We start from the raw sequence: 23,223 nt of genomic DNA, 5'->3' as shown, positions 1-23,223 counted from the left end.
CTGGTCCTAATTTTAGCCAGCCTTCGGCACTCATCCTTATTTTAGTCGGCCTTCGGCACTCCGGTTTCCCACTTGTCCCAATGGGTAACGATATCATCGACCAGCGGCGAACCGACGAGATAGATGTTCTGCACCGTCTCCGCAAAACCGCCTGCCGTCTGACCCGGCGCTGGATCAAGATGCTGCAAGGTGGTTTCGTTCGGGTTGCCCTGATCGAAGTTCACCGAGCCGCGCAGGCTGGCGATACGATCCGTGCCGAACTGGCGCTTGATGACCAGCGTAATTGCAGCCGCTTCCATTTCCGTCACCAGATAATCATCCGCACCGTAGAGATGCGCGATATATTGCGCCTCTTTCGACAGGCCGGGCCCGTGGAAGAACGTATCGCCGGTCATATGCGTGCCTGTCTTGAGCGACGGCTTGGCCTGTGCGGCCTTGTCGGGATAACGCATGCGATAGTTCTGAGCGTCCTGCGAATCAAGCAGTTCGACCTTCGAATCGAGGCGAAGCGCGGCGGCGATCAGATCTGGATTCAGCTTGAAGACCCGGTAATCCTCATAACCCTTCCGCGGCATGAAAACCGGCTCGCCGGGCTTGCCTTCTTCCGGCGCCCAGCGATGGCCGAGATCGTAATCGACCAGCCAGGTCGCCCAACTGACATCGCCGATGGTGCCGCGCGATGGCGGCGTACCACCGACGCCCGACAGAATATAATAGCTCTTCGAGAAATCGAAGGCCGGATCGAGCAGAATAGCCTGCATGCTGGAGGAGGAATTGACCTTGCCCATGCCAAGCACCGAGCCGCAAACGCCATCATTGTTGCAATAGACCGGCTTCAGCGCGCCCTTCACTTCGATGGGCTTTGCGTCTTTCCAGTAACGGTCATACCACCACTGGAATTCACCGGCGCGATCACCGCTATTCTGTCCGATTTCGAACATGGCGGCGATGAAGACCTTGACCTTGATCGGCTCGGCAGCCGTAGCCGGTGCCGTAAACGAAGCGAGATAAGCAAGGCAGGAAAGCCCGGCTGCGATCAGACGATGCCGCATGAATGAACCTTTGCATGAAGAACCTGTCACCGGGATCTGGCACGACCGTGGACAGGGTGAATTTGATGATCGGGAGGCAGAGTAATATCCACTGCTATTCGCGGCAACGCCCGTCAAGAACATAGCGCTCATTCACAGGCGCAAACTGTGAATCAGTGTGAATCATGGTATAGCTTATCCCTTCCAGCAGGAATCATCCGAAGCCGCGTTGCGTTTGGCATCACATGACGGTTAGCTGGCAGCATCAGGGACAGGATCAAGAATCATGGCGGAAGCGGCGGTACGCAAACTCGAGGATGTGCGCGATCAGAAGGACGCACTCTATCGGGAAGCACCACACAATATCGAAGCGGAACAGGCATTGCTGGGCGCAATCCTGATCAACAACGATGCCTTTTACCGCATATCGGACTTCCTGAAGCCGACCCATTTCTTTGAGCCGCTGCATCGCCGTATCTACGAAATCACCACTGATCTGATCCGCGTCGGTAAGATGGCCAATCCGGTCACGATGAAGACCTTTCTGCCCGAGGGCAAGGTCGGCGATCTTTCGATCTTCCAATATGTCACCCGCCTTGCCACCGAGGCCGTCACCATCATCAATGCTGCCGATTATGGCCGCGCGATCTACGATCTGGCGACCCGCCGCGCGCTGATCGGGATCGGCGAGGACATGGTCAATCTCGCCTATGATGCGCCGGTCGACAACGCGCCGCAGGAGCAGATCGAGGACGCCGAGCGCCGCCTGTTCGAACTGGCAGAAACCGGTCGTTACGATGGCGGATTCCTGCCGTTCAAGGACGCCGTGACCACCGCAGTGGACATGGCCAATGCCGCTTTCATGCGCGATGGCCACCTGTCGGGTATCTCCACCGGCATTCACACGCTTGACGGCAAGATGGGCGGCTTGCAGCCGTCCGACTTGATCATCCTCGCCGGACGTCCGGGCATGGGTAAAACCTCGCTCGCCACCAATATCGCCTTCAACATCGCCAATGCCTATGAGGGCGAACAACAGGCCGATGGAACGGTGAAAGCCAAGAATGGCGGTGTAGTCGGCTTCTTCTCGCTCGAAATGTCGGCGGAACAGCTCGCCACCCGTATCATTTCCGAGCAGACGGAAGTGTCGTCCTCGAAAATCCGCCGTGGTGATATCACCGAGACCGATTTCGAAAAGCTGGTCGCCTGCTCGCAGGTGATGCAGAAAATCCCGCTTTATATCGACCAGACCGGTGGTATTTCCATCGCGCAGCTGGCCGCCCGCGCCCGTCGCCTCAAGCGCCAGCGCGGCCTTGATGTTCTGGTCATCGACTACGTGCAGCTGATGACCGGCTCGTCCAAGGCCTCGGCACAGAACCGCGTGCAGGAAATCACCGAAATCACCACCGGCCTGAAGGCGCTCGGCAAGGAACTGAACGTTCCGATCATCGCGCTTTCCCAGCTCTCGCGTCAGGTGGAAAGCCGCGACGACAAGCGCCCGCAGCTCTCCGATCTTCGTGAATCGGGCTCGATCGAGCAGGACGCCGACGTGGTGCTGTTCGTGTTCCGCGAGGAATATTACGTCAAGAACCTCGAACCGCGCGACGAGTTCGACCCGAAATACGAAGAATGGAAGCAGCATTTTGAAAAAGTGCGCGGCACTGCCGATGTCATCATCGCCAAGCAGCGCCACGGACCGACCGGTACGGTCAAGCTCGCCTTCCAGTCCGAATTCACGCGATTTGCAGATCTGGCCGAGGGTTCCTATCTTCCCGAACAGTATGAATAATATCTCTTCGAAAAAGGCGCGTATCTGATGGCCAAGGCGCGCATTCAGTTCATCTGCCAGAATTGCGGCACAGTGCATACGCGCTGGGCGGGCAAGTGCGATTCCTGCGGCGAGTGGAACACGCTCGTCGAGGAAGGCACCAATAGCGGTATCGGTTCCGGTCCGGGCGCGATGCTGTCGAAGCGCAAGGGCCGCGCCGTGGCGCTGACCTCGCTGTCCGGCGACATTGAAGATGCCCCGCGCATTATTTCCGGCATCAGCGAACTCGACCGTGTAACCGGCGGCGGCTTCGTGCGCGGGTCGGCGCTGCTGATCGGCGGCGATCCCGGCATCGGCAAGTCAACGCTTTTGACGCAGGCGGCAGCAGCCCTTGCCAATCGCGGCCACCGCATCGTCTATGTTTCAGGCGAAGAAGCGGTCGCGCAGATCCGCCTGCGCGCGCAGCGTCTCGGCGTCGCCACATCGGCAGTGGAACTTGCCGCCGAAACCAATGTCGAAGACATCATCGCCACCATTTCCGACGGCAAACGTCCCGATCTCGTCATCATCGATTCGATCCAGACCTTGTGGACCGACATGGCGGATTCTGCCCCTGGCACGGTCACGCAGGTGCGCTCCTCGGCACAGGCCATGATCCGTTACGCCAAGCAGACCGGCGCTGCGGTTGTTCTGGTCGGCCATGTCACCAAGGACGGCCAGATTGCCGGTCCCCGCGTGGTCGAACACATGGTCGATGGTGTTCTCTATTTCGAAGGCGAAGGCGGGCATCATTACCGCATCCTGCGCACGGTGAAGAACCGCTTTGGCCCCACCGACGAAATCGGCGTTTTTGAAATGTCCGATGGCGGCTTGCGTGAAGTGTCCAATCCGTCCGAGCTTTTTCTGGGCGAACGCAACGAAAAAGCGCCGGGGGCAGCGGTTTTCGCCGGGATGGAAGGCACGCGCCCGGTTCTGGTGGAAATTCAGGCCCTCGTCGCGCCCTCCTCGCTCGGCACGCCGCGACGCGCGGTCGTGGGCTGGGATGGCGGGCGTCTCGCCATGATCCTCGCAGTGCTCGAATCGCATTGCGGCGTTCGCTTCGGCCAGCATGACGTCTATCTGAATGTCGCGGGCGGCTATCGGATCAGCGAACCGGCTGCCGATATTGCGGTTGCATCGGCGCTTGTTTCCTCCATGGCCGGTATTGCCCTTCCGCCAGATTGTGTTTATTTCGGCGAAATCAGCCTTTCCGGTGCTGTTCGTGCGGTGACGCATGCAGTACAGAGATTGAAGGAAGCGGAGAAACTCGGCTTCCGGCAGGCGGAAGTGCCAAGCGGCAGCGGCGAACTTTGGAAAGATCGCAGCTTCCGTCTCATGGAAACCGCCGCCCTGCCCGACCTCGTTGCGCGCATTGCAGCATCGGGTGCCGGAAAGAAGTAATAATTCAGGGGCTTAACGCGGGAAGATTCTGTCAACCTTCCGATGTTAAGCTTCCGCGTCTTTGACTGCCCTGCGCACCGGAACGCATGCGCGAAACACTGAGGACAGGCCAGAATGCCGATAACCATACTTGATGGAATTCTACTCGGAATAACGCTGGTATCAGCGGTTCTGGCGATGGTGCGCGGGTTTTCCCGCGAAGTGCTGTCGCTGGTATCCTGGGCCGCTGCCGCCGCTGCTGCATTCCTGTTCTACAAGCCGGTGCTGCCCTACATAAAGCCCTATATCAATAACGACACGCTAGCCATGATCGCCGCCATGGCTGCGGTTTTCCTCGTGGTGCTGATCATCGTTTCGCTGATCACCATGAAGATCGCGGATTTCATCATCGACAGCCGCATCGGCGCGCTCGACCGCACGCTGGGCTTCCTGTTCGGTGCGGCTCGCGGCGTGCTTCTGATGGTCGTCGCCATGCTGTTCTTCAACTGGGCGGTGCCGGATAACCAGCCTGCCTGGATCACCAACGCCAAATCGAAGCCGATGCTCGATTCCTTCGGCGAACAGTTGCGCAATCTCCTGCCGGCTGACCCGGAAAAGATGGTCGACAAGTTCAAGCCGCAGCAGAACAATGCTCCGGCCACTGGCGAGCAGGAAGAAGCGCCTGTCCCGGATGACGCGCCTGCGCAGCAATAATCACAATCTGATGTGAAAAATTGAAACCGGCTTGTGCCGGTTTCATCTGTTTTTGGCCCCAATAAAGGCCTATATGATCAGCTTAACTGACGCGGGTTCAAGGGATCGCTTTCAAAACGGCGTCCTTTCATGTAAATGTTGTTTTTAACAACCCGCAATCGAAAGGCCTTGCGGACAATGTTCCAACAGTCGCATGATGAGACTTCCTTTATGCTGGATGACGACACCCTGCATGAAGAGTGTGGTGTATTCGGCATTTTGGGTCATGAAGACGCCGCAGCGCTGACAGCGCTCGGACTGCACGCCCTTCAACATCGCGGGCAAGAAGCCGCCGGTATTGTGTCCTATCACAATCGCCGCTTCCACTCCGAACGCCATATGGGCCTCGTCGGGGACCATTTCACCGACGCCGCCACGCTGAACCGCCTGCCCGGCGACCGCGCCATCGGCCATGTGCGCTATTCCACCACCGGCGAAACGATCCTGCGCAATGTGCAGCCGCTTTTCGCGGAACTGGAAGTCGGCGGCATTGCGATTGCCCATAACGGCAATTTCACCAACGGCATTTCGCTGCGCAAACAGCTGATCGCCTCGGGTGCGATCTTCCAGGCGACTTCCGATACGGAAGTCGTTTTGCATATGATCGCCCGGTCGCGTTTTGCCTCGTCTTCCGACCGTTTCGTGGATGCGATCCGTCAGGTTGAGGGCGGTTACGCCATGCTGGCGCTGACCCGCACCAAGCTGATCGCTGCGCGTGACAGCATCGGCATTCGTCCGCTCGTCATGGGCGAACTGGACGGCAAGCCGATCTTCTGCTCGGAAACCTGCGCCCTCGACATCATTGGCGCCAAATATATTCGCGACGTCGAAAATGGCGAAGTGATCGTCTGCGAAATCCAGCAGGACGGCTCGATCACCACCCAGTCCATCAAGGCGGAAAACCCCCAGCCGGAACGCCTGTGCCTGTTCGAATATGTCTATTTCGCCCGCCCGGATTCGGTCGTCGGCGGACGCAGCGTCTACGTGGCGCGCAAGAACATGGGCATCGAACTTGCCGGTGAAGCCGGTGTCGAAGCGGATGTCATCGTGCCGGTGCCCGATGGCGGTACGCCTGCGGCGCTCGGCTTTGCGCAGGCAAGCGGCATTCCATTCGAATATGGCATCATCCGCAATCATTATGTGGGCCGTACCTTCATCGAGCCGACCCAGCAGATTCGCGCCCTGGGCGTGAAGCTGAAGCATTCGGCCAATCGCGCCATGATCGAAGGCAAGCGTGTCGTGCTCGTGGATGATTCCATCGTGCGCGGAACCACTTCGGTCAAGATCGTGCAGATGATGCGCGATGCGGGTGCGAAGGAAGTGCATATTCGCGTGGCAAGCCCGATGATCTATCATCCGGATTTCTATGGCATCGACACGCCGCATGCCGACAAGCTTCTGGCCAACCAGCATGAAGATCTGGAATCCATGTGCCGTTACATCGGTGCGGATTCGCTGGCCTTCCTGTCCATCGACGGTCTTTACAAGGCTGTCGGCGGCAAGGTTCGTGATCCGAAGGCGCCTGCCTTCACGGATCACTATTTCACGGGTGACTACCCGACCCGCCTTCTCGATCAGGAAGGCGAAAGCAACATCCACACGCTGTCGCTGCTTGCGAGCAACGGCTGACGCATATTCGCGAACGGGCGGCCTCCGGGCCGCTCCAATCTCTTCATAAAAGTCATTGGGGACGGAATGACAATCGACCTTACGGGCCGGCTGGCCGTGGTAACGGGGGCATCGCGCGGCATTGGCTATTTTCTTTCGCTGGAACTGGCAAAGCGCGGCGCGCATGTGATCGCCGTGGCGCGCACTGTCGGCGGCCTTGAAGAGCTGGACGACGACATTCGCAAGCTCGGCGGCAACGCGACTTTGGTGCCGCTCGACATCACCGACATGGAAGCCATCGACCGCCTTGGCGGCTCGATCCACGAGCGCTGGGGCAAACTGGATATCATGGTCGCCAATGCGGGCGTGCTGGGCACCATCTCCCCGATCGGCCATGTGGGAGCAAAGACCTTCGAGAAGGTCATGAATGTCAACGTGACGAGCGTTTGGCGGCTGATCCGCTCTACCGATCCGCTGCTGCGTCTTTCCGATGCCGGGCGCGCCATTCTGCTTTCATCCGGCGTTGCGCATAGCTGCCGCGCCTTCTGGGGGCCTTATGCGGCCTCCAAGGCGGCTGTCGAGGTCATGGCCCGCAGCTGGGCCGAAGAGACCAGGCAGATGGCGCTGAACATCAACTCGGTCAATCCCGGCGCAACCCGCACCGCCATGCGCGCGCAAGCGATGCCCGGCGAAGACCCGGACACCCTGCCGACACCGCAGGAAGTGGCCGAAAAAATCGTGAAGCTTGCCGATCCGGCGCTCAATGTCACGGGCAAGCTGTTCGACGTGCGGCAGGACCGCTTCCTCGACTATCACATGCCGGATTGAAAATCTGATCCAAAATAGTTATGTTTGGAATGGCGGCTGAAGCTGTAACTCCAGCCGCCGCGTACTTAGGCTAAGATGATTACCCGCACATATGCTTGCCAGCCTGTGCGGGTTTTCTTTATCCTAAGCGTGAACCTGATGGGTATCAGCCACATAGTTCACCTCCAAAAGGAGAGCAAAGCCCTTGCCTGGGTCGGGGTGGCTCATCCTCCCCGACGCGCCCGCTGGCTTGGCGCTTGCTGCTTTTGCCCCCATCCCGAATTGATGAACCAATTTTCAGTTGGTGAATAGCCTTTTTCAACATGAGGACGAAATGACTGACGCCACTACGCGCTTCACCGTCATCAGCGGCGGCCCCGGAACGGGCAAAAGCACGCTGATTGACGCACTCGAACAGCACGGCTACGCTCGCACCGTGGAGGCCGGACGCGCCATCATTCAGGATCAGGTTGCCATTAGTGGCACGGCCCTGCCCTGGGACGACCGCGCTCTCTTCGCCGAGCTCATGTTGTCGTGGGAAATGCGCTCATACCGCTTGGCGCAAGACCAAACAGGGCCGGTCTTCTTTGATCGCGGCGTGCCGGATGTGATCGGCTATCTTTCGCTTTGCAACTTGCCCGCACCACCGCATATGGAAGCGGCAGCACAGCAGATTCGTTATAACAAAACAGTGTTTCTCGCCCCGCCATGGCCGGATATTTTTGGGCAAGATGCCGAGCGCAAGCAGGATTTCGACGAGGCTGTGTGCACCTTCACGGCGATGGAAACAACCTATCGCCGGTTCGGATATGAAATCGCGCTCCTGCCGAAAACTTCGGTTGAGGAGCGCGTTGCGTTCATTCTGGAAAAGCTCCCGTCAGTTTTCTTCTGACGCCGACGACTTTTCTTCCTCGCTCTCGGTCGCGGTTTCTTCCGCCGCTGCCCGATCCGCAGCCTCGCGGCGGTTCCACGCGGCAAGGCTGAACGGCAGGAACGCCAGATAGGCGAGAGCTGTCAGGCTCAGCGTCTGCCATGTGAAGCTCATCAGGAACGCCACGTAGACGACCACGCAGAGAATCAGCGGCATGACGATATCGCGGCGCACGAGGCTGCCGGCCGACTTGCCGTTATAAACTGGCAGGCGGCTCACCAGCAGAAACGCGATGGCTACTGTATAAATCGCAACACCGAAGGCCAGCCCGCGCGAGGGCGTCAGGCCGAGAAAACCGAGATAGACCGGCAGCAGCACCAGCATAGCGCCTGCGGGCGCAGGCACGCCGATGAAATAATTGCTCTGCCATGCAGGCCGGTTCGGGTCTTCCAGCATCACATTGAAGCGCGCCAGACGCAGACAGCAGGCAATCGCATAGAGAAGACCGGCGATCCAGCCGAAGGAACGCGCCTGATCCAGCATGAATGCATAAAGCACCAGCGCGGGCGCAACGCCGAAATTGACGATATCGGCCAATGAATCCATCTGCTCGCCGAATTTCGACGAGCCTTTCATCATGCGCGCGACACGTCCGTCGATGCCGTCGAGAAATGCCGCAACCAGCACCATAGCGACGGCCAGCTCGAAGCGGTTTTCGAAAGCAAGACGAATCCCGGTCAGACCAGCGCAAATGGCCAAAACCGTAATGAGGTTCGGAATAACAATACGCAGCGGTATCTGCGACAGCTTTGGGCCGCGGGATGACTCCACGCGGCCATTAGGCTCAAAAGGCGGAAAAGGTGTTCCCATCGGCTACGCAATCCGGACGACGGGTTCGCTACGGTTGCTGCCATAATCGGCAAGCACCGTTTCACCAGCAACAGCCGTCTGACCGACGGCAACGCGCACAGTCGCATCGGCGGGCAGATAGACATCCACGCGGGAACCGAAGCGGATAAGGCCAAAACGTTCTCCGACCGACAGATCGTCATCCTGATTGGACCAGCACACGATGCGGCGCGCCACCAGACCAGCGATCTGCACCACGCCGACCTTGCCATGCGGGCTCTCGATCAGAACGCTGTTGCGTTCGTTTTCGGTGCTGGCCTTGTCGAGTTCGGCATTGAGGAACTTGCCCGGGCGATGCTCGACCTTAACGATCTGACCACGAACCGGCGAGCGGTTGATGTGCACGGAAAAGACATTCATGAACACGGAAACGCGCGTCAGCGGCTCGTAACCGAGATCAAGCTCCGCAGGCGGAATGGCCGGGCCGACGAAGGATACCTTGCCGTCAGCCGGGCTGATGACGAGATCGTCGTCCATCGGCGTCACGCGTTCGGGATCGCGATAGAAATAGATGCACCAGACCGTCAGCACCATACCGATCCAGAACAGCGGGTCCCACAACCAGCCAAGGATCAGCGAAACCACGAAAAAGCCCGCTATGAACGGATAGCCTTCACGGTGAATCGGCACGAAAGTGTTGCGGATAGTGTCAGTCAGGCTCATCGCTTGTTCCTCGCGTTTCGCCGTATGTAGCGCATCCCTTCCAGAATCTCAAAATGCATTTCGCAATTTATGCACGACTGTCAGGTGGCGTGATCACTCCGCCGCAGGCGTTCCGCGCACAACCACGCCCATATCGTCGCTTTCGCGCACCTGACGCAGGCGTTCTTCGGCCTCGTCAGCCTCACGCTGACGATCCCACATCGAAGCATAAAGGCCTTTGTGCTTCAGAAGCTGGCGGTGGGTGCCGCGTTCGGCGATCAAGCCATCCTTCAGCACGATGATTTCATCAGCACCGATCACCGTTGAAAGGCGGTGCGCGATAACCAGCGTCGTGCGGCCACGGCTGACGATATCCAGCGCCGACTGGATTTCCTGCTCGGTCGCCGTGTCCAGCGCCGAGGTCGCTTCATCGAGGATCAGGATCGGCGGTGCTTTCAGGATCGTGCGCGCAATCGCCACGCGCTGCTTTTCGCCACCTGAAAGCTTCAGGCCGCGCTCGCCCACCATGGACTTATAGCCGTCCGGCAGATGCTGGATGAAACGGGAGATCTGCGCCATTTCGGCTGCCTTCTCCACCTCTTCCTCGGTCGCATCGGTGCGGCCATAGCGGATATTATAGGCGATGGTGTCGTTGAACAGCACCGTATCCTGCGGGACCATGCCGATAACCTTACGCAGGCTTTCCTGCGTCACATCGCGGACATCCTGCCCGTCGATGGTCACCGAGCCCGACTGGATATCGTAGAAGCGGAACAGCAGCCGCGAGATGGTGGACTTGCCCGCGCCCGAAGGCCCGACAATCGCCACGGTCTTGCCCGCCGGAACTTCGAAGCTGATGCCCTTGAGGATCGGACGATTGGAATCATAGGCAAAATGCACGTCATCGAAGCGGATTGCGCCCTTGTCGACCTGCACCGGCTTGGCATCCGGCTTGTCACTCACTTCCTGCTTTACGTCGAGCAGGTCGAACATCTGTTCGATATCGGTCAGACCCTGACGGATTTCGCGATAGATGAAGCCGATGAAGTTGAGCGGAATGGAAAGCTGCATCAACAGCGCATTGATGAACACGAAATCGCCGATGGATTGCGTTCCGGCGCGCACTTCCAGCGCCGACATCACCATGACGATCGCCATGCCGACACCGAAGATCACCGCCTGACCGAAGTTCAGCCAGCCGAGTGAGGTCCAGGTCTGGGTCGCAGCTTTTTCATAACGCGCCATGGAGCTATCGAAACGCTTGGCCTCCATCGCCTCGTTGCCGAAATATTTCACGGTTTCGAAGTTCAGCAGGGAGTCGATAGCCTTGGTGTTGGCGTCCGTATCGGAATCATTCATCTCGCGACGGATGTTAATGCGCCAGTCGCTCGCCTTGATGGTGAACCACGTATAGAGCCACACCGTCGCCGCGACGACGACCAGATAGGAAATGCCGTAGGAGACGGCGAAGATCACCGCCGTCATTGCAAATTCCAGAATGGTCGGCAGCGTGTTGAGAATGGTGAAGCGGACGATGGTTTCGATGCCCTTCGTGCCGCGCTCGATCACGCGTGACAGGCCGCCCGTGCGCCGCTCCAGATGAAAGCGCAGCGAAAGCTGGTGCATGTGCACGAACGTCCGATAGGCGAGCTGACGCACAGCATATTGGCCGACACTGGCAAACAGCGCGTCACGCAGCTGGTTGAGACCGGCCTGCACGACCCTCGATCCATTATAGGCCACCACCAGCATGACCGCACCGGTCAGGAAGAGCGGCACATAGCCCGGCGCTTGCAGCTGTCCGTTCAGCGCATTCGTCGCCCATTTGAAGAAATAGGGAACGAGAATGAGTACGATCTTCGAAATGACCAGATAGAACGTCGCCCACACCACGCGCATGCGCAGGTCCGGCCTGCCCTCGGGCCACATATAGGGCCAGAGATTGCGCAGGGTCTTGAATGTTTCGCCGGATTCGGCAGAAACCGTTTTGGAGGAGCTCATCAGGCGTTCTTTCGGGTCAGATCATAACGTGCAACAACCACCGGCAAATGCGGCAAGGTGGGTGCGAATGGCATTGATTTGCTGCCAGTTGACGCTGTAGCGCGAAGACTGGCGTTCGGGTCGATAGTCGATCAGCCTTGCGGTCACGAGAACCTTCAAATGCTGCGAAACAGTGGATTGGGCGAGATCCAGCCTGCCGACAATGTCCTTGCAGCAGCAGGCGTCCTCAAGGATCAGCTGCCGTAAGATGGCGATACGCACCGGATGCCCCAGCGCGGCATAGATCCGCGCGGCATCCTCGTCGCCTTTCGCCATCGTGCCGAGATCGGCTGCGGGCTGATCATTCATGGAAATCTTCATCGTATATCGACGATAAACGATTATACCTTAAAGCACAAGATTTCACGGCGTCTTTTCCAAAAAACGCCGTGAATGTAAAAACAAGCTATCGTGATTGTTAAGTAGCACGACAGTTGCAAATTCGTCAGGCTGTGGCGAAACGAGTGATTTTCGAGCACCGGAGCACAGGAAATTGCTCGTTGCAGACCGGCATCACGAAGAATGCAACTGTCGTGGTAGAACGAAGACTGGTCAGTTTTGACGTTCCTGCCTCTGGCGCTTCACTTCCTCATCGCCCAGTGGCTCTTTGGGCATGTGGAACACCTGCCCCGGCCAGATGAGGTCCGGATTCCTGATCTGCTCGCGATTGGCCAGATAGATCGTCGTGTAGCGTGTGCCCTTGCCATAAGCGCGCTTGGAAATCGTCCACAGATTATCGCCGCGGCGGATGATCACCGAACCATCGACCTTTTGGAGCGCGGCCTTGTCCTCGGCACCGGCTTCCGCGGGCGCAGCGCCGCTGGCGGCGGGGGCGACCGCCGAAATATTCGCGCCAGCCTCGCGACGGAACGGCACACGCGCAGTTGCGACGATACGATTGGCATTGTCGAGAAGATCGGCGCGAATGATGTAATCGGCAACAGCCAGCGGCTGCGTGCTCTGCACGAGGAAACGGCCTTCCGGCGAAACGGCACTGGAGCCGATCAGAATATCGTTGGCATGGACGATCACGCGGTTTCCGCCCTTGGCGTTGCCTGCCACGAAGATGGCGTCTCCTTCGATTTCCACCGCTTCGATGGCAATCGGAAGTTCCTCCGCAGGCTTGGCCTGCGAACTTTCGCCCGGTGTCGGCGCTGTAGCCGCGCCATTCGACGGGCCGGAGGCGCTGTCGGCGGGCTGCGCGGGAGCCGCTTCGGGCTTGGTGATCAGGCGGCTTGCTGCGCCCGGCTCTTCAACCAGCGCCAGAACCTGTCCGCTTTTTGAATCCGGCACGGAGACAATGGCGGTTTGGGCGGAAGTGGCAACCTTGTCCTGCCCCGAGGCGCGCAACACCAGCTGATGATCGCCCGGCTTCAAAGGATCGTCCAGCACCACGACGAAATCGCCATTGGGGCCTGCCTTGGCCTTGCCGAGAACACTGGCGCCAGCCACGACTTCGACGTCCGAATTCGGCATGGCCTTGCCTGCAATCACCACGGAACCGTCCGGTTCTACGCGCAAGACGTCGAAGATCGGCGTCTGGTGTTGCTGTTCCGGTTCAACGGCAGCCTGTTCGGCAGGGGTGGTCGGCTTATCGGCCTTTGGCGCAGCCGCAGCGGATTGCGCTGGGGGTGTTTCCGTCTGGGGCGTTTGCGGCTGTGCTGCCTGTTGTTCGCCGCCGGAAGCGGCGGGCGCGGAAACGCCGGCCTTCGGCGTATCTGGCTCTGTCTTTTTCGCGTTCCAATAAAGACCGAGCCCGACAATAACCGCCATCACGCCAGCGCCGAGCAATCCAAAGCTGTTCTTCTGCATTTCGTTTCGAAACCCACGCCAGAGACTTGCGCGTTTCCGGTTAAAACGGAGACTTTGGAACCGCGCTATCTATTTTTTTCTGCGCATCATCCAACACAAACCGCTTCGCACTTTTGCTGGAAATGCTAACTTCTTCCCCTGTCGCATTATCCAACGCAAAACCGCTTCGCACTTTTGCTGGAAATGCTCTCTAGAACGGGTTTATAGCTTTTGGCTTCCCCCCACAACAAATCTGCACCGAATTAGAGAAAGCTACGAGGGTTTTTCTTAGCTTGCTTATTGTTCTGCACAGCTTGTAGGCTTTTCCTGCTCCGGGTCGTCCATAAGATTGTAGAGACTAGCCTCCGGGCCCTTGGTCCACCAGACATAAACCCCACCGGCATATTTCGCGCCTGAGCCAGAAATGACGTTGGAAGCGACGACGGTTTCATCATCCAGCTCAAGCTCGGCCAGCGAAATATCACCGGCATTGTAATAGGTGACGGACACGTCCTTTTCGCCGCATTTATAAAGGACGGAATTGGTCGTCACCGCCGTATCGTCCGGCAGTTTGATGGTAATTTCAGCAGCCGATGCCGCGGAGGCGGTCAGGGACAGTGCAAAAAGCGCGACGGACAATTTCATTGGTGACAACATTTTCAAATTCACTCCGATTTGATTTGCAAAATAAGACTTAGAATACTGGCGCTGAATGTACAGGACATGAACGGATTTTACGGCTCTGCGGCGTGACGCCCGACTTGACGCTTACGCAGCAAAAGCCCAAAAAAGCACTATGTCTGAGATTCGATCCATTTGCGTTTATTGCGGCTCTTCCATGGGCCAGAACCCCATCTATCGCGAAGCGGGCCTTGCGCTTGGCCGCTCCATCGCCGAACACGGCCTGCGCCTTGTCTATGGCGGCGGCACACGCGGCATCATGGGCGCGGTGTCGCAGGGCGTGATGGAAGCTGGCGGCGAAGTCACCGGCATCATCCCGACTTTCCTGCTCGACAAGGAAGCAAGCCTCGAAAAGGCGGAACAGCTGACCGAACTGATCGTCGTTGACGATATGCACGAGCGCAAGCACCTGATGTTCCAGAAGTCGGATGCATTCGTCACACTGCCCGGCGGCATCGGCACGGTCGAGGAAATCGTCGAGATGATGACTTGGGGACAGCTCGGCAAGCATCGCAAGCCTATGGTCTTCGCCAATATCAACAATTTCTGGCAGCCTATGCTGTCGCTGCTCGACCATATGCGTGCGGAAGGGTTTCTCCATACCGCCCATCAGGTGCAGCCGCTGGTCATCGACCGGGCGGAAGACATTGTGCCGGCCATCATCGCCGCCAATGGCAAGCCGCGCGAAGGCGATCCCGAAATCATCGAAAAGATGTGAGCCCTCCCCCTCGCAAGGGCGGCCTTCTTATTCGTTTTGCATTGAACCATCTGTACCGCCCGTACAGATGGTTTTTGTTTTTAGAGCATAATCCGACCGGAGCGAAACAAGGATCGATAAGATTATGCTTGAAATATAGCAGCTTAGAGCGCCGATCTGATTCATTCAGATCGAAACGCGCTCAAGCACGCAACCGCCACCACGGCCCATTGAAAAACGTTCACCCATATGGTTGACTATTTCCGTGGATGGCGTATATTCAACCTTACGGGTGAATAATGAACGAAGATGCTCTGTCACATATTCTCAAAGCCGTCGGAGACGTTACGCGACGGCATATCTTGACGCTGCTCGTACAGGAGGGGCCATCAAGAGTGACTGCGCTCGCCGCTCATTTCGACATGTCGCTCAACTCGGTCTCCAAGCACATCAAAGTGCTGGAGGAGGCTGGATTGGTCACCCGCAAGACTTTGGGCCGCGAGCATTTCATTGCCGCTGAACTGGAACCGGTACGGGAAGTGGAAAACTGGTTTGCGGAACTGAAGTCTGTCTGGGAACTGCGCCTGACGGCGCTGGAGGATGTACTCGTTTCGAAGGAACAGGAAAATGAGTGAGCTTGAACTGACAGTCAATCGCAGGATCGCCGCTCCCCGGGAGAAGGTTTTCAACGCATGGCTCTCGCCCGCAACGCTGGCGAAATTCATGCGCGCATCAAGCGACAGCACCGGTCCGTCCGATGTCAGCACGGATGCGGTGAAAGGCGGTCGCTTTTCCATTTTGATGCACATGGTCGACCGCGACGTGCCGCATTCGGGCACCTATCTGGAAATAGACCCCCATGCGCATCTGGCGTTCACGTGGAATTCGCCGCATTCGCTGGACGACAGCGTGGTGACGATAGACCTGAAGGAAGTGGACCCGAACACCACGGACATCACGCTGAAGCAGGTCAAATTCCGCAGCCCCGAAGCGCGCGACGGCCACATCAAAGGCTGGACCACCATTCTGACGAATTTCGACGGACTGGCCAACTGACCCTGATGATCGAAATAAAAATGCCGGGCGCTCTGCCCGGCATTTATCGCATTATTTCTTCACCAGCGTCGCCACCGCTTCCACATGCGGCGACCACAGGAACTGGTCGATGGGCGTGACGCGCTGGATGCGATAGCCGCCCTTCAGCAGAATGGCGAGATCGCGGGCGAGCGTCACCGGGTTACACGACACGGCAACCACCCTTTCCACCTTGGACTTAGCCAGTTCCTGCGCCTGTTCTTCGGCGCCCGCACGCGGCGGATCGAAGACCACGGCGTTGTATGGCAGCAATTCCTTCGGCATCAGCGGACGGCGGAACAGGTCGCGCCGCTCGACCGAGACAGGCTTCAAGCCCTGCACATGGCGCACGCCACGATCGAGCGCCGCCAGCGCAGCCGCATCGCTTTCCACCGCATGCACAGCGCTTTTCTCTGCGATTCTAAGGGCAAACGTGCCGACGCCGCAGAAGAGATCAGCGACGCGCTTCGCCTTGCCGACGTGGTTCAGCACCAGCGCTGTCATGGTTTCCTCGGCTTCGGCCGTCGCTTGCAGGAAGCAGCCGGGCGGCACCGGCACCGGAACCTTGCCGAAATGGATCAGTGGCTTTTTCGGCTCGACGATGATTTCGCCCTCGTGCGAAAGACGCGCAAAGCCTTTCTTGATGACCAGCGCGGTCAGGGCGCGGCGCTGGTCGTCATCCAGCACACCGCAGCCGCTTGCCGCCAGATCGAGGCCGGATGCCGTCAGTGTGGCCGCCAGCTTGAACGGTTTGGAACCGGGGGCCAGCAAAGCGCCGACATCGCGCAAATCGTCGAGGCGCGCGATGATTTCCGGCACGGTGACCGGGCATTCGACAATATCGATAATTTCGTGGCTGAGATGGCGATTGAAGCCGAGCAGAACGCCCTTCTCGGTCTTGCGCACCGCAAAAACGGCCCGGCGGCGCGTATGCGGCGCGCAAGCCACCAGCGGTTCAACCTCTACGTCGATGCCCCTGCCCTTCAGGGCCGAGACCACCAGTTCGCGCTTCCAAAGGCGATAGGGTTCGTCCTGCCAGTGTTGCAGCGCACAACCGCCGCAGGCTTCGAAATGCTCGCAGGCCGGGTCCTGCCGTTCTGGCGAGGCTTCCAGCAAGGCCATCAGTGTCGCGCGGTTCTTGTCGCGCGCCACATTGGCCACTTCGCCCGGCAGGGTGAAAGGCACATAAATCTGACCATCGGGAAGATTGGCGACGCCATCGCCGCCCGCACCAATCGAGCGGATATTAACTTGCCCCGTTACTGGCGTCGTCATTGGTCTTTCTTTCCTGCCAAGAGATATTCACGATTGCCATCACCACCTTCGATGGGCGACGGGCAAAGGCCGAGCGCGCGCCAGCCAGGCTGCGTCTCAAGCCAAAGTTTGAGTTCTTCTGCGATGCGTTCGCCGTCTGCCGTGTCGCGCAAAATGCCGCCCTTGCCGATGGCTTCACGTCCTGCCTCGAATTGCGGCTTCACGAGAAGCGCGCAGATAGCATCTTTTTGCGCAAAGGCCAATGCCGGGGGCAGCGCCAGCTTCAGCGAGATGAAGCTCACATCCGAAACGACGCAGTCGATGTCGCGTCCATCGAGATGGATAAGCTCCAGCGCGCGGGCGTTAACGCCTTCCCTGTTGGTTACTTGGGCGTTACCACGCAGGCGCTCGTGCAACTGGTCGTGTCCGACATCGATGGCGATGACATGGCTTGCGCCGCGTTCCAGAAGCACCTGTGTAAAACCACCAGTCGATGCACCGATATCGAGCGCCGTGCGCCCCTTCACATCGAGATCGAAATGATCGAGCGCCGCAATCAGCTTGAGCGCCGCGCGCGAGACATAGGCGCTGGCCGGATCGTCCACCGTGATCGCCGCGTTGTGGGCAGCCGTCTGGCCCGGCTTGGTGACGGCTTTGCCATCCACCTTGACCGTGCCGCGCTGGATCGCATCGCGAGCGCGCGAGCGCGTGGCGAACAATCCGCGTTCCACCAGCAACTGGTCAAGGCGCGCCCTGAAATCAGGCACGGAACGGTGTCGCGATATCTTCGCGGCCAAGCGCCGAAAAGACCGTGTGCACGATACCGGCACGGTCGAGACCGGCGCTGGCATACATCGCATCCGGCTTGCCGTGATCCTGATATAGATCGGGCAGCGTCAGCGCACGAACCTTGAGGCCACGATCCAGCAAACCATCGGTGGCGAGGAATTGCAGCACATGCGAGGCAAAGCCGCCTACCGCACCCTCTTCTACCGTCACCAGCACTTCATGCTCACGGGCGAGACGACGGATGAGATCGTGATCGAGCGGCTTGGCAAAGCGCGCATCAGCAACTGTCGTCGAAAGTCCGGCAGCGCCCAGCTCATCGGCGGCGGCAAGGCATTCCTGCAACCGCGTCCCGAAGGATAGCAGCGCCACTTTGGTGCCTTCGCGCACGATGCGGCCCTTGCCGATTTCCAGCACCGAGCCGCGTTCCGGCAGATCGACGCCGACGCCGTCACCACGCGGATAGCGGAAGGAAATCGGGCTTTCGTCATATTCGGCGGCAGTGCGCACCATATGGCGCAGTTCGGCCTCGTCGGAAGCCGCCATGACGACAAAGCCCGGCAGAGCGGCGAGGAAACCCGTATCGAAGGAGCCTGCATGGGTGGCGCCATCGGCACCCACCAGACCGGCGCGGTCGATGGGGAAGCGAACCGGAAGGTTCTGGATCGACACGTCATGCACGACCTGATCGTAGCCGCGCTGCAGAAAGGTCGAATAAATGGCGCAGAACGGCTTGAAGCCCTCGCTGGCGAGACCGGCTGCAAATGTGACGGCGTGCTGTTCGGCAATGCCCACATCGAAGGTGCGCTGCGGAAAAACTTCGCCGAAAAGGTCAAGCCCGGTGCCGGTCGGCATGGCGGCGGTGATCGCCACGATCTTGTCGTCGTGACGCGCTTCCTCGATCAGGCTCGTGCCGAAAATCTTGGTATAGCTCGGCGCATTCGCAGGCGGCTTCGCCTGTTTGCCGGTGATGACATCGAACTTGTTGACGCCATGATATTTGTCGGCGGCAGCTTCGGCAGGCGCATAGCCCTTGCCCTTCTGCGTCACCACATGGATCAGCACCGGGCCTTTTTGCGTGTCACGCACATTTTTCAGCACGGGCAGAAGATGGTCGAGATTATGCCCGTCGATAGGCCCGACATAATAGAAGCCCAGCTCTTCGAACAGCGTGCCGCCGGTGAAGAATGCGCGGGCATATTCTTCCGACTTGCGCGCCTTGTCCTGAAGGAATTTCGGCAGTTTCTGCGCTACCTGCTTGGCGGCTTCGCGGACGCTGCGATAGGTGCGGCCCGAAACGAGGCGCGCCAGATAGGCGCTCATCGCGCCGGTCGGCGGCGCGATAGACATGTCGTTGTCGTTGAGGATCACGATCAGCCGCGCATCCAGCGCACCGGCATTGTTCATCGCTTCATAGGCCATGCCCGCCGACATGGAGCCATCGCCGATGACGGCAATGACATTGCGCTTTTCGCCGGAAAGATCGCTGGCCACCGCCATGCCGAGACCGGCGGAAATCGACGTCGAGGAATGCGCCGCGCCGAATGGATCATATTCGCTCTCGGAACGCTTGGTAAAACCGGACAAGCCGCCTTCCTGCCGCAGCGTGCGGATGCGGTCGCGACGACCGGTCAGGATCTTGTGCGGATAGGCCTGATGGCCGACATCCCAGATGATGCGGTCATGCGGCGTATCGAAAACATGGTGCAGCGCGACCGTCAGCTCGACCACGCCCAGCCCCGCGCCCAGATGCCCGCCCGTGGTGGACACGGCGTCGATCAGCTCGGCGCGCAGTTCTGCCGTCAGTTGCGGCAGGTCCTGCTCCGGCAAAGCGCGCAGGCGATCCGGGGTCGGCGCCTTGTCGAGCAATGGGGTGTTGGGTCGGGACATCGAAACAACCTGTCTTTGGGATTATCTGGATTGGTCGTCGGTATAGCAGCAGCGTGGCCAGATCAAGCAGCGCAGGCCGATCTGGGCCAATATGCCCAAGCTAACACCATAAGGCTATCATTCAGGCAAAGGTATGAAATCCTGTTCGTCGCCCGGCACGATATCGAACCGACCCGTGCGCCATTCTTCCTTGGCCTGCTCGATGCGCTCTTTGGAGGATGAAACGAAATTCCACCAGATGTAACGTTTCGAGCCAAGCGCCGCACCGCCGAAAAGCATGATATGCGCGCCTTCAGGCCCGGCCTGCACGACGATATCGTCACCGGGGCGGAAGGCCAGCAGCCGGTCGGGCGGAAACACTTCGCCGCCAATGCCCACATTGCCGCTCAGCGTATAGATCGCGCGTTCTTCCGCTGTCGGCGGGATGGGAAAACGACCATGCGGCTTGATGCGGATATCGGCATAAAGCGTATCGGCATGCTGGATGACCGGCGATTTCAGCCCATGCATCGAACCGATGATCAGGCGACCGTCAAATTCGGGATCCGTCATCAACGGCAGATCGGGCGCATTGGTATGATAGAAATGCGGGTCGATTTCTTCCAGCGCATCGGGCAGCGCCAGCCATGTCTGCACGCCGGAAATCGAGAGCGGCCCATTGCGTTCTTCTTCGGGCGAGCGCTCCGAATGCACGATACCGCGCCCGGCTGTCATGAGGTTCACATCGCCGGGGCGCACCACCATTTCCGTACCGAGGCTGTCGCGGTGGCGGATATGACCATCAAACAGATAGGTGACCGTCGAAAGGCCGATATGCGGATGCGGGCGCACGTCGAGCGCATCGCCATCGCGCAGCACTGCCGGCCCCATGCGGTCGAAGAAGATGAACGGCCCCACCAGCCTGCGGCGAACGGTTGGCAGCGCGCGGCGCACTTCCAGCCCGCCAATGTCGCTTGTGCGCGGAATTACCAGCGTCTCAATCGCATCCACTGTCGTCTTGTCGCCAAGCACCGGATCGGGACAGGGGAAAAAGCTCATGAGACATCCTTCCAACCGGATCAGCCGCAAAACCAGCCGATCAAATCTGTTCAAAACAAAACCGCACCGGCAGGCCGGTGCGGTCCGCATTCATCAATATGGCGCTAGCTCCACGCTTTTCCAGAGCCGCATTATCCTACGCATCGAAGCGGGATCAGAAATCAGTCCAGTGGACTGATTTCCCCGCGTAGGCGCTACGCACTTTTGCTGGAAATGCTTTAGCGACCCTGCAACAGCTTGGAAAGCGCGTTGGTGTCCGGCACCTGACCGTTGGCGGTCAGCTTGTCCACCAGACCCGGCAAAACCTGCGAAAGCTGGTTCAGCAATTCCTGCTGGTCAATGCCTGCATGCTGTGCAATTTCGCTGAGCGTCTTCTGGCCAATAGCATCGCCAAGCTGGCCCGGCTCGATGGGGTGGTTCTGCCCCTGGCCGACCCAAGATTCAACCTTTTCACCAAGACCTGCCTGGTTCAGTTGTTCCAGCAGGCCGCCAAGGCCACCGCTGAGCGGACCCGGCGCGGAAGGTGCTGCCGATGCGTTGCCCGCAGCAGCGCCACCAAGCAGGCCACCAAGCCCGCCGAGAATGCCACCGAGCAATCCACCACCAAGCCCGCCAGCCTGACCCGCAGATGGTGCAGCCGAAGCATTACCGGCTGCGCCGCCGCCAAGCAGGCCACCGAGAAGATCGCCCAAGCCGCCGCCAGCCTGAGACTGGTCAGGCACCGGCTGCGCCTGCGTCGGTGCGGGTTCTTCCTTGCTGCCGCCGAGCATCTTGCCAACCAGCAACGCGCCAAGTGCAATCATGATTGGCTTGGCAAGACTGCCGCCGGGGATCGGCGAACCGTTTGAGTTATCGTCGTAACTACCCATGACGCAATACTCCCTGTTATCCCATGCAGCTTGACGTGCATGCGGTAAGTTGAAGTTAAAACGATTTCTCGTTTTGACAAGCATATTAACTTGCCTCTGCGCAATAAATATGAAAATTTTCCGCGAGCGCGAAACAAATGTTTATCTGCGCTTCGGGAGATATAAGATGTCTGTAATAAGCTGGATCATACTCGGCCTGATTGCTGGCTTCGTCGGCAGCAAAATCGTTAATAAAAGCGGTCAAGGCGTCTTCTTTGACATCGCATTGGGTATTGTCGGCGCAATCGTCGGCGGCGTGCTTTCATCTTCACTGTTCGGGCGCGGCGTCACCGGCGCATTCGATCCGATCAGCCTTATCATCGCCATTGTCGGCGCAGTCATCGTGCTTTGGGCCTATCACGCCATCACCGGCAAACGTTCTATCGGCTGATATTTTGATTTATATGTTTCCGGCTCCGGTCCGCGCCGGAGCCGTTTGCGTTTCAGGACCAGCGGTTTCTCAGCAAAGATGTTGAATTTATGAGCTTTCTCGAACCCTACATCACAGCCTATGGCGCGTTGGCGCTGTTCGTCATCGTCTATTTCGAGTCGTTCGGCGCGCCGCTTCCCGGCGAAAGCGCGCTGATCGCAAGCTCGCTTCTGGCGCTGCATGGCACGCTGAATATCGAAGCCGTGCTGCTGGCGGTGTTTATCGGCGCGGTACTGGGCGATTGCACCGGCTATCTGATCGGGCATTTCGGCGGGCGCAAGCTGATCCTGCGCTATGGCCATCTGGTCAAGCTCACGCCTGAAAGGCTCGATCAATTTGAAAAGCTGTTCGACAGCAAGGGGTTTTATGTGGTCGCGACGGCGCGCTTCGTCGTGCTGTTGCGCCAGCTCAACGGCATTGTCGCGGGCTCCATGAATATGAACCCGCTGCATTTTCTGGCTGCAAACGTGATCGGCGCTGCCGGGTGGACGCTCTGCTGGGGCCTTGGCCCCTATTTGCTGAGCGGCGTGCTCGCGCCCTATGTCTCTCAACTCAGGGCGCTGTTCTAACTATTCCGCGTCGAGCGGTTCCGTGCCGACAGGCTGACCATCGCGGCCGATGCGGATTTTTTCGACCTTGTCTTCCGCCGATTTCAGCAGCGTGTCGCAATGCTTCTTCAGCGCTTCGCCGCGCTCATAGATGCGAATGGATTCTTCCAGCGGCACATCGCCCCGCTCCAGATCATCGACGATCTTTTCAAGCTGCTTGAGGGCATCCTCGAAGCTCATGACCGCAATATCGGCGTTGGACGGTTCGGTTACCATGA

General features: G+C 58.9%; 23 protein-coding genes and 1 pseudogene. 11 read left to right on the top strand and 13 right to left on the bottom strand.

Annotated features, from left to right (window positions below; translation table 11 throughout):
• Nucleotides 1-41: 41 nt before the first annotated feature.
• The gene (locus tag ABWW11_RS03790) at nucleotides 42-1,052 is read right to left on the bottom strand and encodes a purine-nucleoside phosphorylase (RefSeq protein WP_121537347.1); all 1,011 of its coding nucleotides are present in this window, start codon (nucleotides 1,050-1,052) and stop codon (nucleotides 42-44) included.
• 265 nt (nucleotides 1,053-1,317) lie between these two features.
• Here ABWW11_RS03790 and ABWW11_RS03785 point away from each other — a divergent pair, with 265 nt between their 5' ends.
• The 6 genes from ABWW11_RS03785 to ABWW11_RS03760 all read left to right on the top strand — a co-directional run bounded on the left by ABWW11_RS03785 (nucleotide 1,318) and on the right by ABWW11_RS03760 (nucleotide 8,278).
• Nucleotides 1,318-2,820 carry a replicative DNA helicase gene (locus tag ABWW11_RS03785; RefSeq protein WP_109368473.1) on the top strand — a complete coding sequence of 501 codons (1,503 nt, stop codon included), beginning with the start codon at nucleotides 1,318-1,320 and terminating at the stop codon, nucleotides 2,818-2,820.
• Nucleotides 2,821-2,847: 27 nt separating this feature from the next.
• On the top strand, nucleotides 2,848-4,239 hold the full coding sequence (gene radA, locus ABWW11_RS03780; protein WP_109368472.1) for a DNA repair protein RadA: 1,392 nt from the start codon (nucleotides 2,848-2,850) through the stop codon (nucleotides 4,237-4,239).
• Between the two features lie 114 nt (nucleotides 4,240-4,353).
• Nucleotides 4,354-4,932 carry a CvpA family protein gene (locus tag ABWW11_RS03775; protein WP_109368471.1) on the top strand — a complete coding sequence of 193 codons (579 nt, stop codon included), beginning with the start codon at nucleotides 4,354-4,356 and terminating at the stop codon, nucleotides 4,930-4,932.
• A gap of 177 nt (nucleotides 4,933-5,109) precedes the next feature.
• Nucleotides 5,110-6,600 (top strand): amidophosphoribosyltransferase, encoded by a 1,491-nt coding sequence (gene purF, locus ABWW11_RS03770; RefSeq protein WP_109368470.1) that lies wholly within the window; start codon nucleotides 5,110-5,112, stop codon nucleotides 6,598-6,600.
• A 66-nt stretch (nucleotides 6,601-6,666) separates the two neighbouring features.
• Nucleotides 6,667-7,407, top strand: a complete 741-nt coding sequence (locus tag ABWW11_RS03765; RefSeq protein WP_319080993.1) for an SDR family NAD(P)-dependent oxidoreductase — start codon at nucleotides 6,667-6,669, stop codon at nucleotides 7,405-7,407.
• A 313-nt stretch (nucleotides 7,408-7,720) separates the two neighbouring features.
• Complete coding sequence (locus tag ABWW11_RS03760; RefSeq protein WP_121537343.1) at nucleotides 7,721-8,278, top strand: AAA family ATPase; 558 nt, start codon at nucleotides 7,721-7,723, stop codon at nucleotides 8,276-8,278.
• On the opposite strand, the gene pssA is transcribed toward ABWW11_RS03760, so the two are convergent.
• The 6 genes and pseudogenes from pssA to ABWW11_RS03730 all read right to left on the bottom strand — a co-directional run bounded on the left by pssA (nucleotide 8,264) and on the right by ABWW11_RS03730 (nucleotide 14,284).
• Entirely contained in the window at nucleotides 8,264-9,127 is an 864-nt protein-coding gene (gene pssA / locus ABWW11_RS03755) for a CDP-diacylglycerol--serine O-phosphatidyltransferase (protein ID WP_109368467.1), read from the bottom strand. The two genes, ABWW11_RS03760 and pssA, sit on opposite strands and share 15 nt — an antisense overlap.
• Nucleotides 9,128-9,130: 3 nt before the next feature.
• Nucleotides 9,131-9,835: pseudogene (locus tag ABWW11_RS03750) on the bottom strand (phosphatidylserine decarboxylase); the annotation flags it as partial.
• Nucleotides 9,836-9,922: 87 nt separating this feature from the next.
• Nucleotides 9,923-11,809 carry an ABCB family ABC transporter ATP-binding protein/permease gene (locus ABWW11_RS03745; protein WP_109368465.1) on the bottom strand — a complete coding sequence of 629 codons (1,887 nt, stop codon included), beginning with the start codon at nucleotides 11,807-11,809 and terminating at the stop codon, nucleotides 9,923-9,925.
• A gap of 21 nt (nucleotides 11,810-11,830) precedes the next feature.
• Complete coding sequence (locus ABWW11_RS03740) at nucleotides 11,831-12,157, bottom strand: ArsR/SmtB family transcription factor (RefSeq protein ID WP_349496900.1); 327 nt, start codon at nucleotides 12,155-12,157, stop codon at nucleotides 11,831-11,833.
• Between the two features lie 243 nt (nucleotides 12,158-12,400).
• Nucleotides 12,401-13,660, bottom strand: a complete 1,260-nt coding sequence (locus tag ABWW11_RS03735) for a LysM peptidoglycan-binding domain-containing protein (RefSeq protein WP_121537339.1) — start codon at nucleotides 13,658-13,660, stop codon at nucleotides 12,401-12,403.
• A gap of 276 nt (nucleotides 13,661-13,936) precedes the next feature.
• On the bottom strand, nucleotides 13,937-14,284 hold the full coding sequence (locus ABWW11_RS03730; RefSeq protein ID WP_371835843.1) for an MliC family protein: 348 nt from the start codon (nucleotides 14,282-14,284) through the stop codon (nucleotides 13,937-13,939).
• Between the two features lie 151 nt (nucleotides 14,285-14,435).
• Here ABWW11_RS03730 and ABWW11_RS03725 point away from each other — a divergent pair, with 151 nt between their 5' ends.
• The 3 genes from ABWW11_RS03725 (at nucleotide 14,436) to ABWW11_RS03715 (ending at nucleotide 16,073) form a co-directional block, all read left to right on the top strand.
• Nucleotides 14,436-15,038 (top strand): LOG family protein, encoded by a 603-nt coding sequence (locus ABWW11_RS03725; RefSeq protein ID WP_109368461.1) that lies wholly within the window; start codon nucleotides 14,436-14,438, stop codon nucleotides 15,036-15,038.
• Between the two features lie 278 nt (nucleotides 15,039-15,316).
• Nucleotides 15,317-15,652: an ArsR/SmtB family transcription factor gene (locus ABWW11_RS03720; RefSeq protein ID WP_109368460.1), complete on the top strand. Its 336-nt coding sequence runs from the start codon at nucleotides 15,317-15,319 to the stop codon at nucleotides 15,650-15,652.
• Nucleotides 15,645-16,073 (top strand): SRPBCC family protein, encoded by a 429-nt coding sequence (locus ABWW11_RS03715; RefSeq protein WP_109368459.1) that lies wholly within the window; start codon nucleotides 15,645-15,647, stop codon nucleotides 16,071-16,073. Before ABWW11_RS03720 ends, ABWW11_RS03715 begins: the two co-directional genes overlap by 8 nt.
• Nucleotides 16,074-16,124: 51 nt before the next feature.
• On the opposite strand, the gene ABWW11_RS03710 is transcribed toward ABWW11_RS03715, so the two are convergent.
• From ABWW11_RS03710 to ABWW11_RS03690, 5 genes are all read right to left on the bottom strand, one after another.
• On the bottom strand, nucleotides 16,125-17,366 hold the full coding sequence (locus tag ABWW11_RS03710) for a class I SAM-dependent RNA methyltransferase (protein ID WP_109368458.1): 1,242 nt from the start codon (nucleotides 17,364-17,366) through the stop codon (nucleotides 16,125-16,127).
• On the bottom strand, nucleotides 17,363-18,112 hold the full coding sequence (locus ABWW11_RS03705; protein WP_235858908.1) for a TlyA family RNA methyltransferase: 750 nt from the start codon (nucleotides 18,110-18,112) through the stop codon (nucleotides 17,363-17,365). Before ABWW11_RS03705 ends, ABWW11_RS03710 begins: the two co-directional genes overlap by 4 nt.
• The gene (gene dxs / locus ABWW11_RS03700) at nucleotides 18,105-20,021 is read right to left on the bottom strand and encodes a 1-deoxy-D-xylulose-5-phosphate synthase (protein WP_109368456.1); all 1,917 of its coding nucleotides are present in this window, start codon (nucleotides 20,019-20,021) and stop codon (nucleotides 18,105-18,107) included. Before dxs ends, ABWW11_RS03705 begins: the two co-directional genes overlap by 8 nt.
• A 117-nt stretch (nucleotides 20,022-20,138) precedes the next feature.
• Nucleotides 20,139-21,059, bottom strand: coding sequence for a pirin family protein (locus ABWW11_RS03695; protein WP_109368455.1), 921 nt, complete (start codon nucleotides 21,057-21,059; stop codon nucleotides 20,139-20,141).
• Between the two features lie 218 nt (nucleotides 21,060-21,277).
• Complete coding sequence (locus tag ABWW11_RS03690; RefSeq protein ID WP_109368453.1) at nucleotides 21,278-21,928, bottom strand: YidB family protein; 651 nt, start codon at nucleotides 21,926-21,928, stop codon at nucleotides 21,278-21,280.
• A 166-nt stretch (nucleotides 21,929-22,094) separates the two neighbouring features.
• On the opposite strand from ABWW11_RS03690, the gene ABWW11_RS03685 reads away from it, so the two are divergent.
• Both ABWW11_RS03685 and ABWW11_RS03680 read left to right on the top strand, forming a co-directional pair.
• Nucleotides 22,095-22,358 carry a GlsB/YeaQ/YmgE family stress response membrane protein gene (locus tag ABWW11_RS03685; protein ID WP_109370181.1) on the top strand — a complete coding sequence of 88 codons (264 nt, stop codon included), beginning with the start codon at nucleotides 22,095-22,097 and terminating at the stop codon, nucleotides 22,356-22,358.
• 89 nt (nucleotides 22,359-22,447) lie between these two features.
• Nucleotides 22,448-22,966 carry a DedA family protein gene (locus tag ABWW11_RS03680; RefSeq protein WP_109368452.1) on the top strand — a complete coding sequence of 173 codons (519 nt, stop codon included), beginning with the start codon at nucleotides 22,448-22,450 and terminating at the stop codon, nucleotides 22,964-22,966.
• On the opposite strand, the gene ABWW11_RS03675 is transcribed toward ABWW11_RS03680, so the two are convergent.
• Nucleotides 22,967-23,221, bottom strand: coding sequence for an exodeoxyribonuclease VII small subunit (locus tag ABWW11_RS03675; RefSeq protein WP_078338030.1), 255 nt, complete (start codon nucleotides 23,219-23,221; stop codon nucleotides 22,967-22,969).
• Nucleotides 23,222-23,223 lie beyond the last annotated feature (2 nt).

Origin of the sequence: Brucella sp. NBRC 113783, from assembly GCF_040372265.1 — a bacterium.
In the GTDB taxonomy this organism is placed as follows: domain Bacteria; phylum Pseudomonadota; class Alphaproteobacteria; order Rhizobiales; family Rhizobiaceae; genus Brucella; species Brucella teleogrylli.
This window is presented reverse-complemented; position numbering and strand designations above follow the sequence as displayed.

What these genes read in the sequence shown, in the direction of transcription:
- ABWW11_RS03745 (WP_109368465.1), bottom strand. Translation starts at nt 11,809, where the DNA reads ATGAGCTCCTCCAAAACGGTTTCTGCCGAATCCGGCGAAACATTCAAG.
- ABWW11_RS03680 (WP_109368452.1), top strand. Translation starts at nt 22,448, where the DNA reads ATGAGCTTTCTCGAACCCTACATCACAGCCTATGGCGCGTTGGCGCTG.
- ABWW11_RS03775 (WP_109368471.1), top strand. Translation starts at nt 4,354, where the DNA reads ATGCCGATAACCATACTTGATGGAATTCTACTCGGAATAACGCTGGTA.
- ABWW11_RS03695 (WP_109368455.1), bottom strand. Translation starts at nt 21,059, where the DNA reads ATGAGCTTTTTCCCCTGTCCCGATCCGGTGCTTGGCGACAAGACGACA.
- ABWW11_RS03690 (WP_109368453.1), bottom strand. Translation starts at nt 21,928, where the DNA reads ATGGGTAGTTACGACGATAACTCAAACGGTTCGCCGATCCCCGGCGGC.
- ABWW11_RS03760 (WP_121537343.1), top strand. Translation starts at nt 7,721, where the DNA reads ATGACTGACGCCACTACGCGCTTCACCGTCATCAGCGGCGGCCCCGGA.
- dxs (WP_109368456.1), bottom strand. Translation starts at nt 20,021, where the DNA reads ATGTCCCGACCCAACACCCCATTGCTCGACAAGGCGCCGACCCCGGAT.
- ABWW11_RS03765 (WP_319080993.1), top strand. Translation starts at nt 6,667, where the DNA reads ATGACAATCGACCTTACGGGCCGGCTGGCCGTGGTAACGGGGGCATCG.
- ABWW11_RS03735 (WP_121537339.1), bottom strand. Translation starts at nt 13,660, where the DNA reads ATGCAGAAGAACAGCTTTGGATTGCTCGGCGCTGGCGTGATGGCGGTT.
- ABWW11_RS03710 (WP_109368458.1), bottom strand. Translation starts at nt 17,366, where the DNA reads ATGACGACGCCAGTAACGGGGCAAGTTAATATCCGCTCGATTGGTGCG.
- ABWW11_RS03790 (WP_121537347.1), bottom strand. Translation starts at nt 1,052, where the DNA reads ATGCGGCATCGTCTGATCGCAGCCGGGCTTTCCTGCCTTGCTTATCTC.
- ABWW11_RS03715 (WP_109368459.1), top strand. Translation starts at nt 15,645, where the DNA reads ATGAGTGAGCTTGAACTGACAGTCAATCGCAGGATCGCCGCTCCCCGG.
- ABWW11_RS03720 (WP_109368460.1), top strand. Translation starts at nt 15,317, where the DNA reads ATGAACGAAGATGCTCTGTCACATATTCTCAAAGCCGTCGGAGACGTT.
- ABWW11_RS03675 (WP_078338030.1), bottom strand. Translation starts at nt 23,221, where the DNA reads ATGGTAACCGAACCGTCCAACGCCGATATTGCGGTCATGAGCTTCGAG.
- pssA (WP_109368467.1), bottom strand. Translation starts at nt 9,127, where the DNA reads ATGGGAACACCTTTTCCGCCTTTTGAGCCTAATGGCCGCGTGGAGTCA.
- radA (WP_109368472.1), top strand. Translation starts at nt 2,848, where the DNA reads ATGGCCAAGGCGCGCATTCAGTTCATCTGCCAGAATTGCGGCACAGTG.
- ABWW11_RS03725 (WP_109368461.1), top strand. Translation starts at nt 14,436, where the DNA reads ATGTCTGAGATTCGATCCATTTGCGTTTATTGCGGCTCTTCCATGGGC.
- ABWW11_RS03685 (WP_109370181.1), top strand. Translation starts at nt 22,095, where the DNA reads ATGTCTGTAATAAGCTGGATCATACTCGGCCTGATTGCTGGCTTCGTC.
- ABWW11_RS03740 (WP_349496900.1), bottom strand. Translation starts at nt 12,157, where the DNA reads ATGAATGATCAGCCCGCAGCCGATCTCGGCACGATGGCGAAAGGCGAC.
- ABWW11_RS03730 (WP_371835843.1), bottom strand. Translation starts at nt 14,284, where the DNA reads ATGAAATTGTCCGTCGCGCTTTTTGCACTGTCCCTGACCGCCTCCGCG.
- ABWW11_RS03785 (WP_109368473.1), top strand. Translation starts at nt 1,318, where the DNA reads ATGGCGGAAGCGGCGGTACGCAAACTCGAGGATGTGCGCGATCAGAAG.
- purF (WP_109368470.1), top strand. Translation starts at nt 5,110, where the DNA reads ATGTTCCAACAGTCGCATGATGAGACTTCCTTTATGCTGGATGACGAC.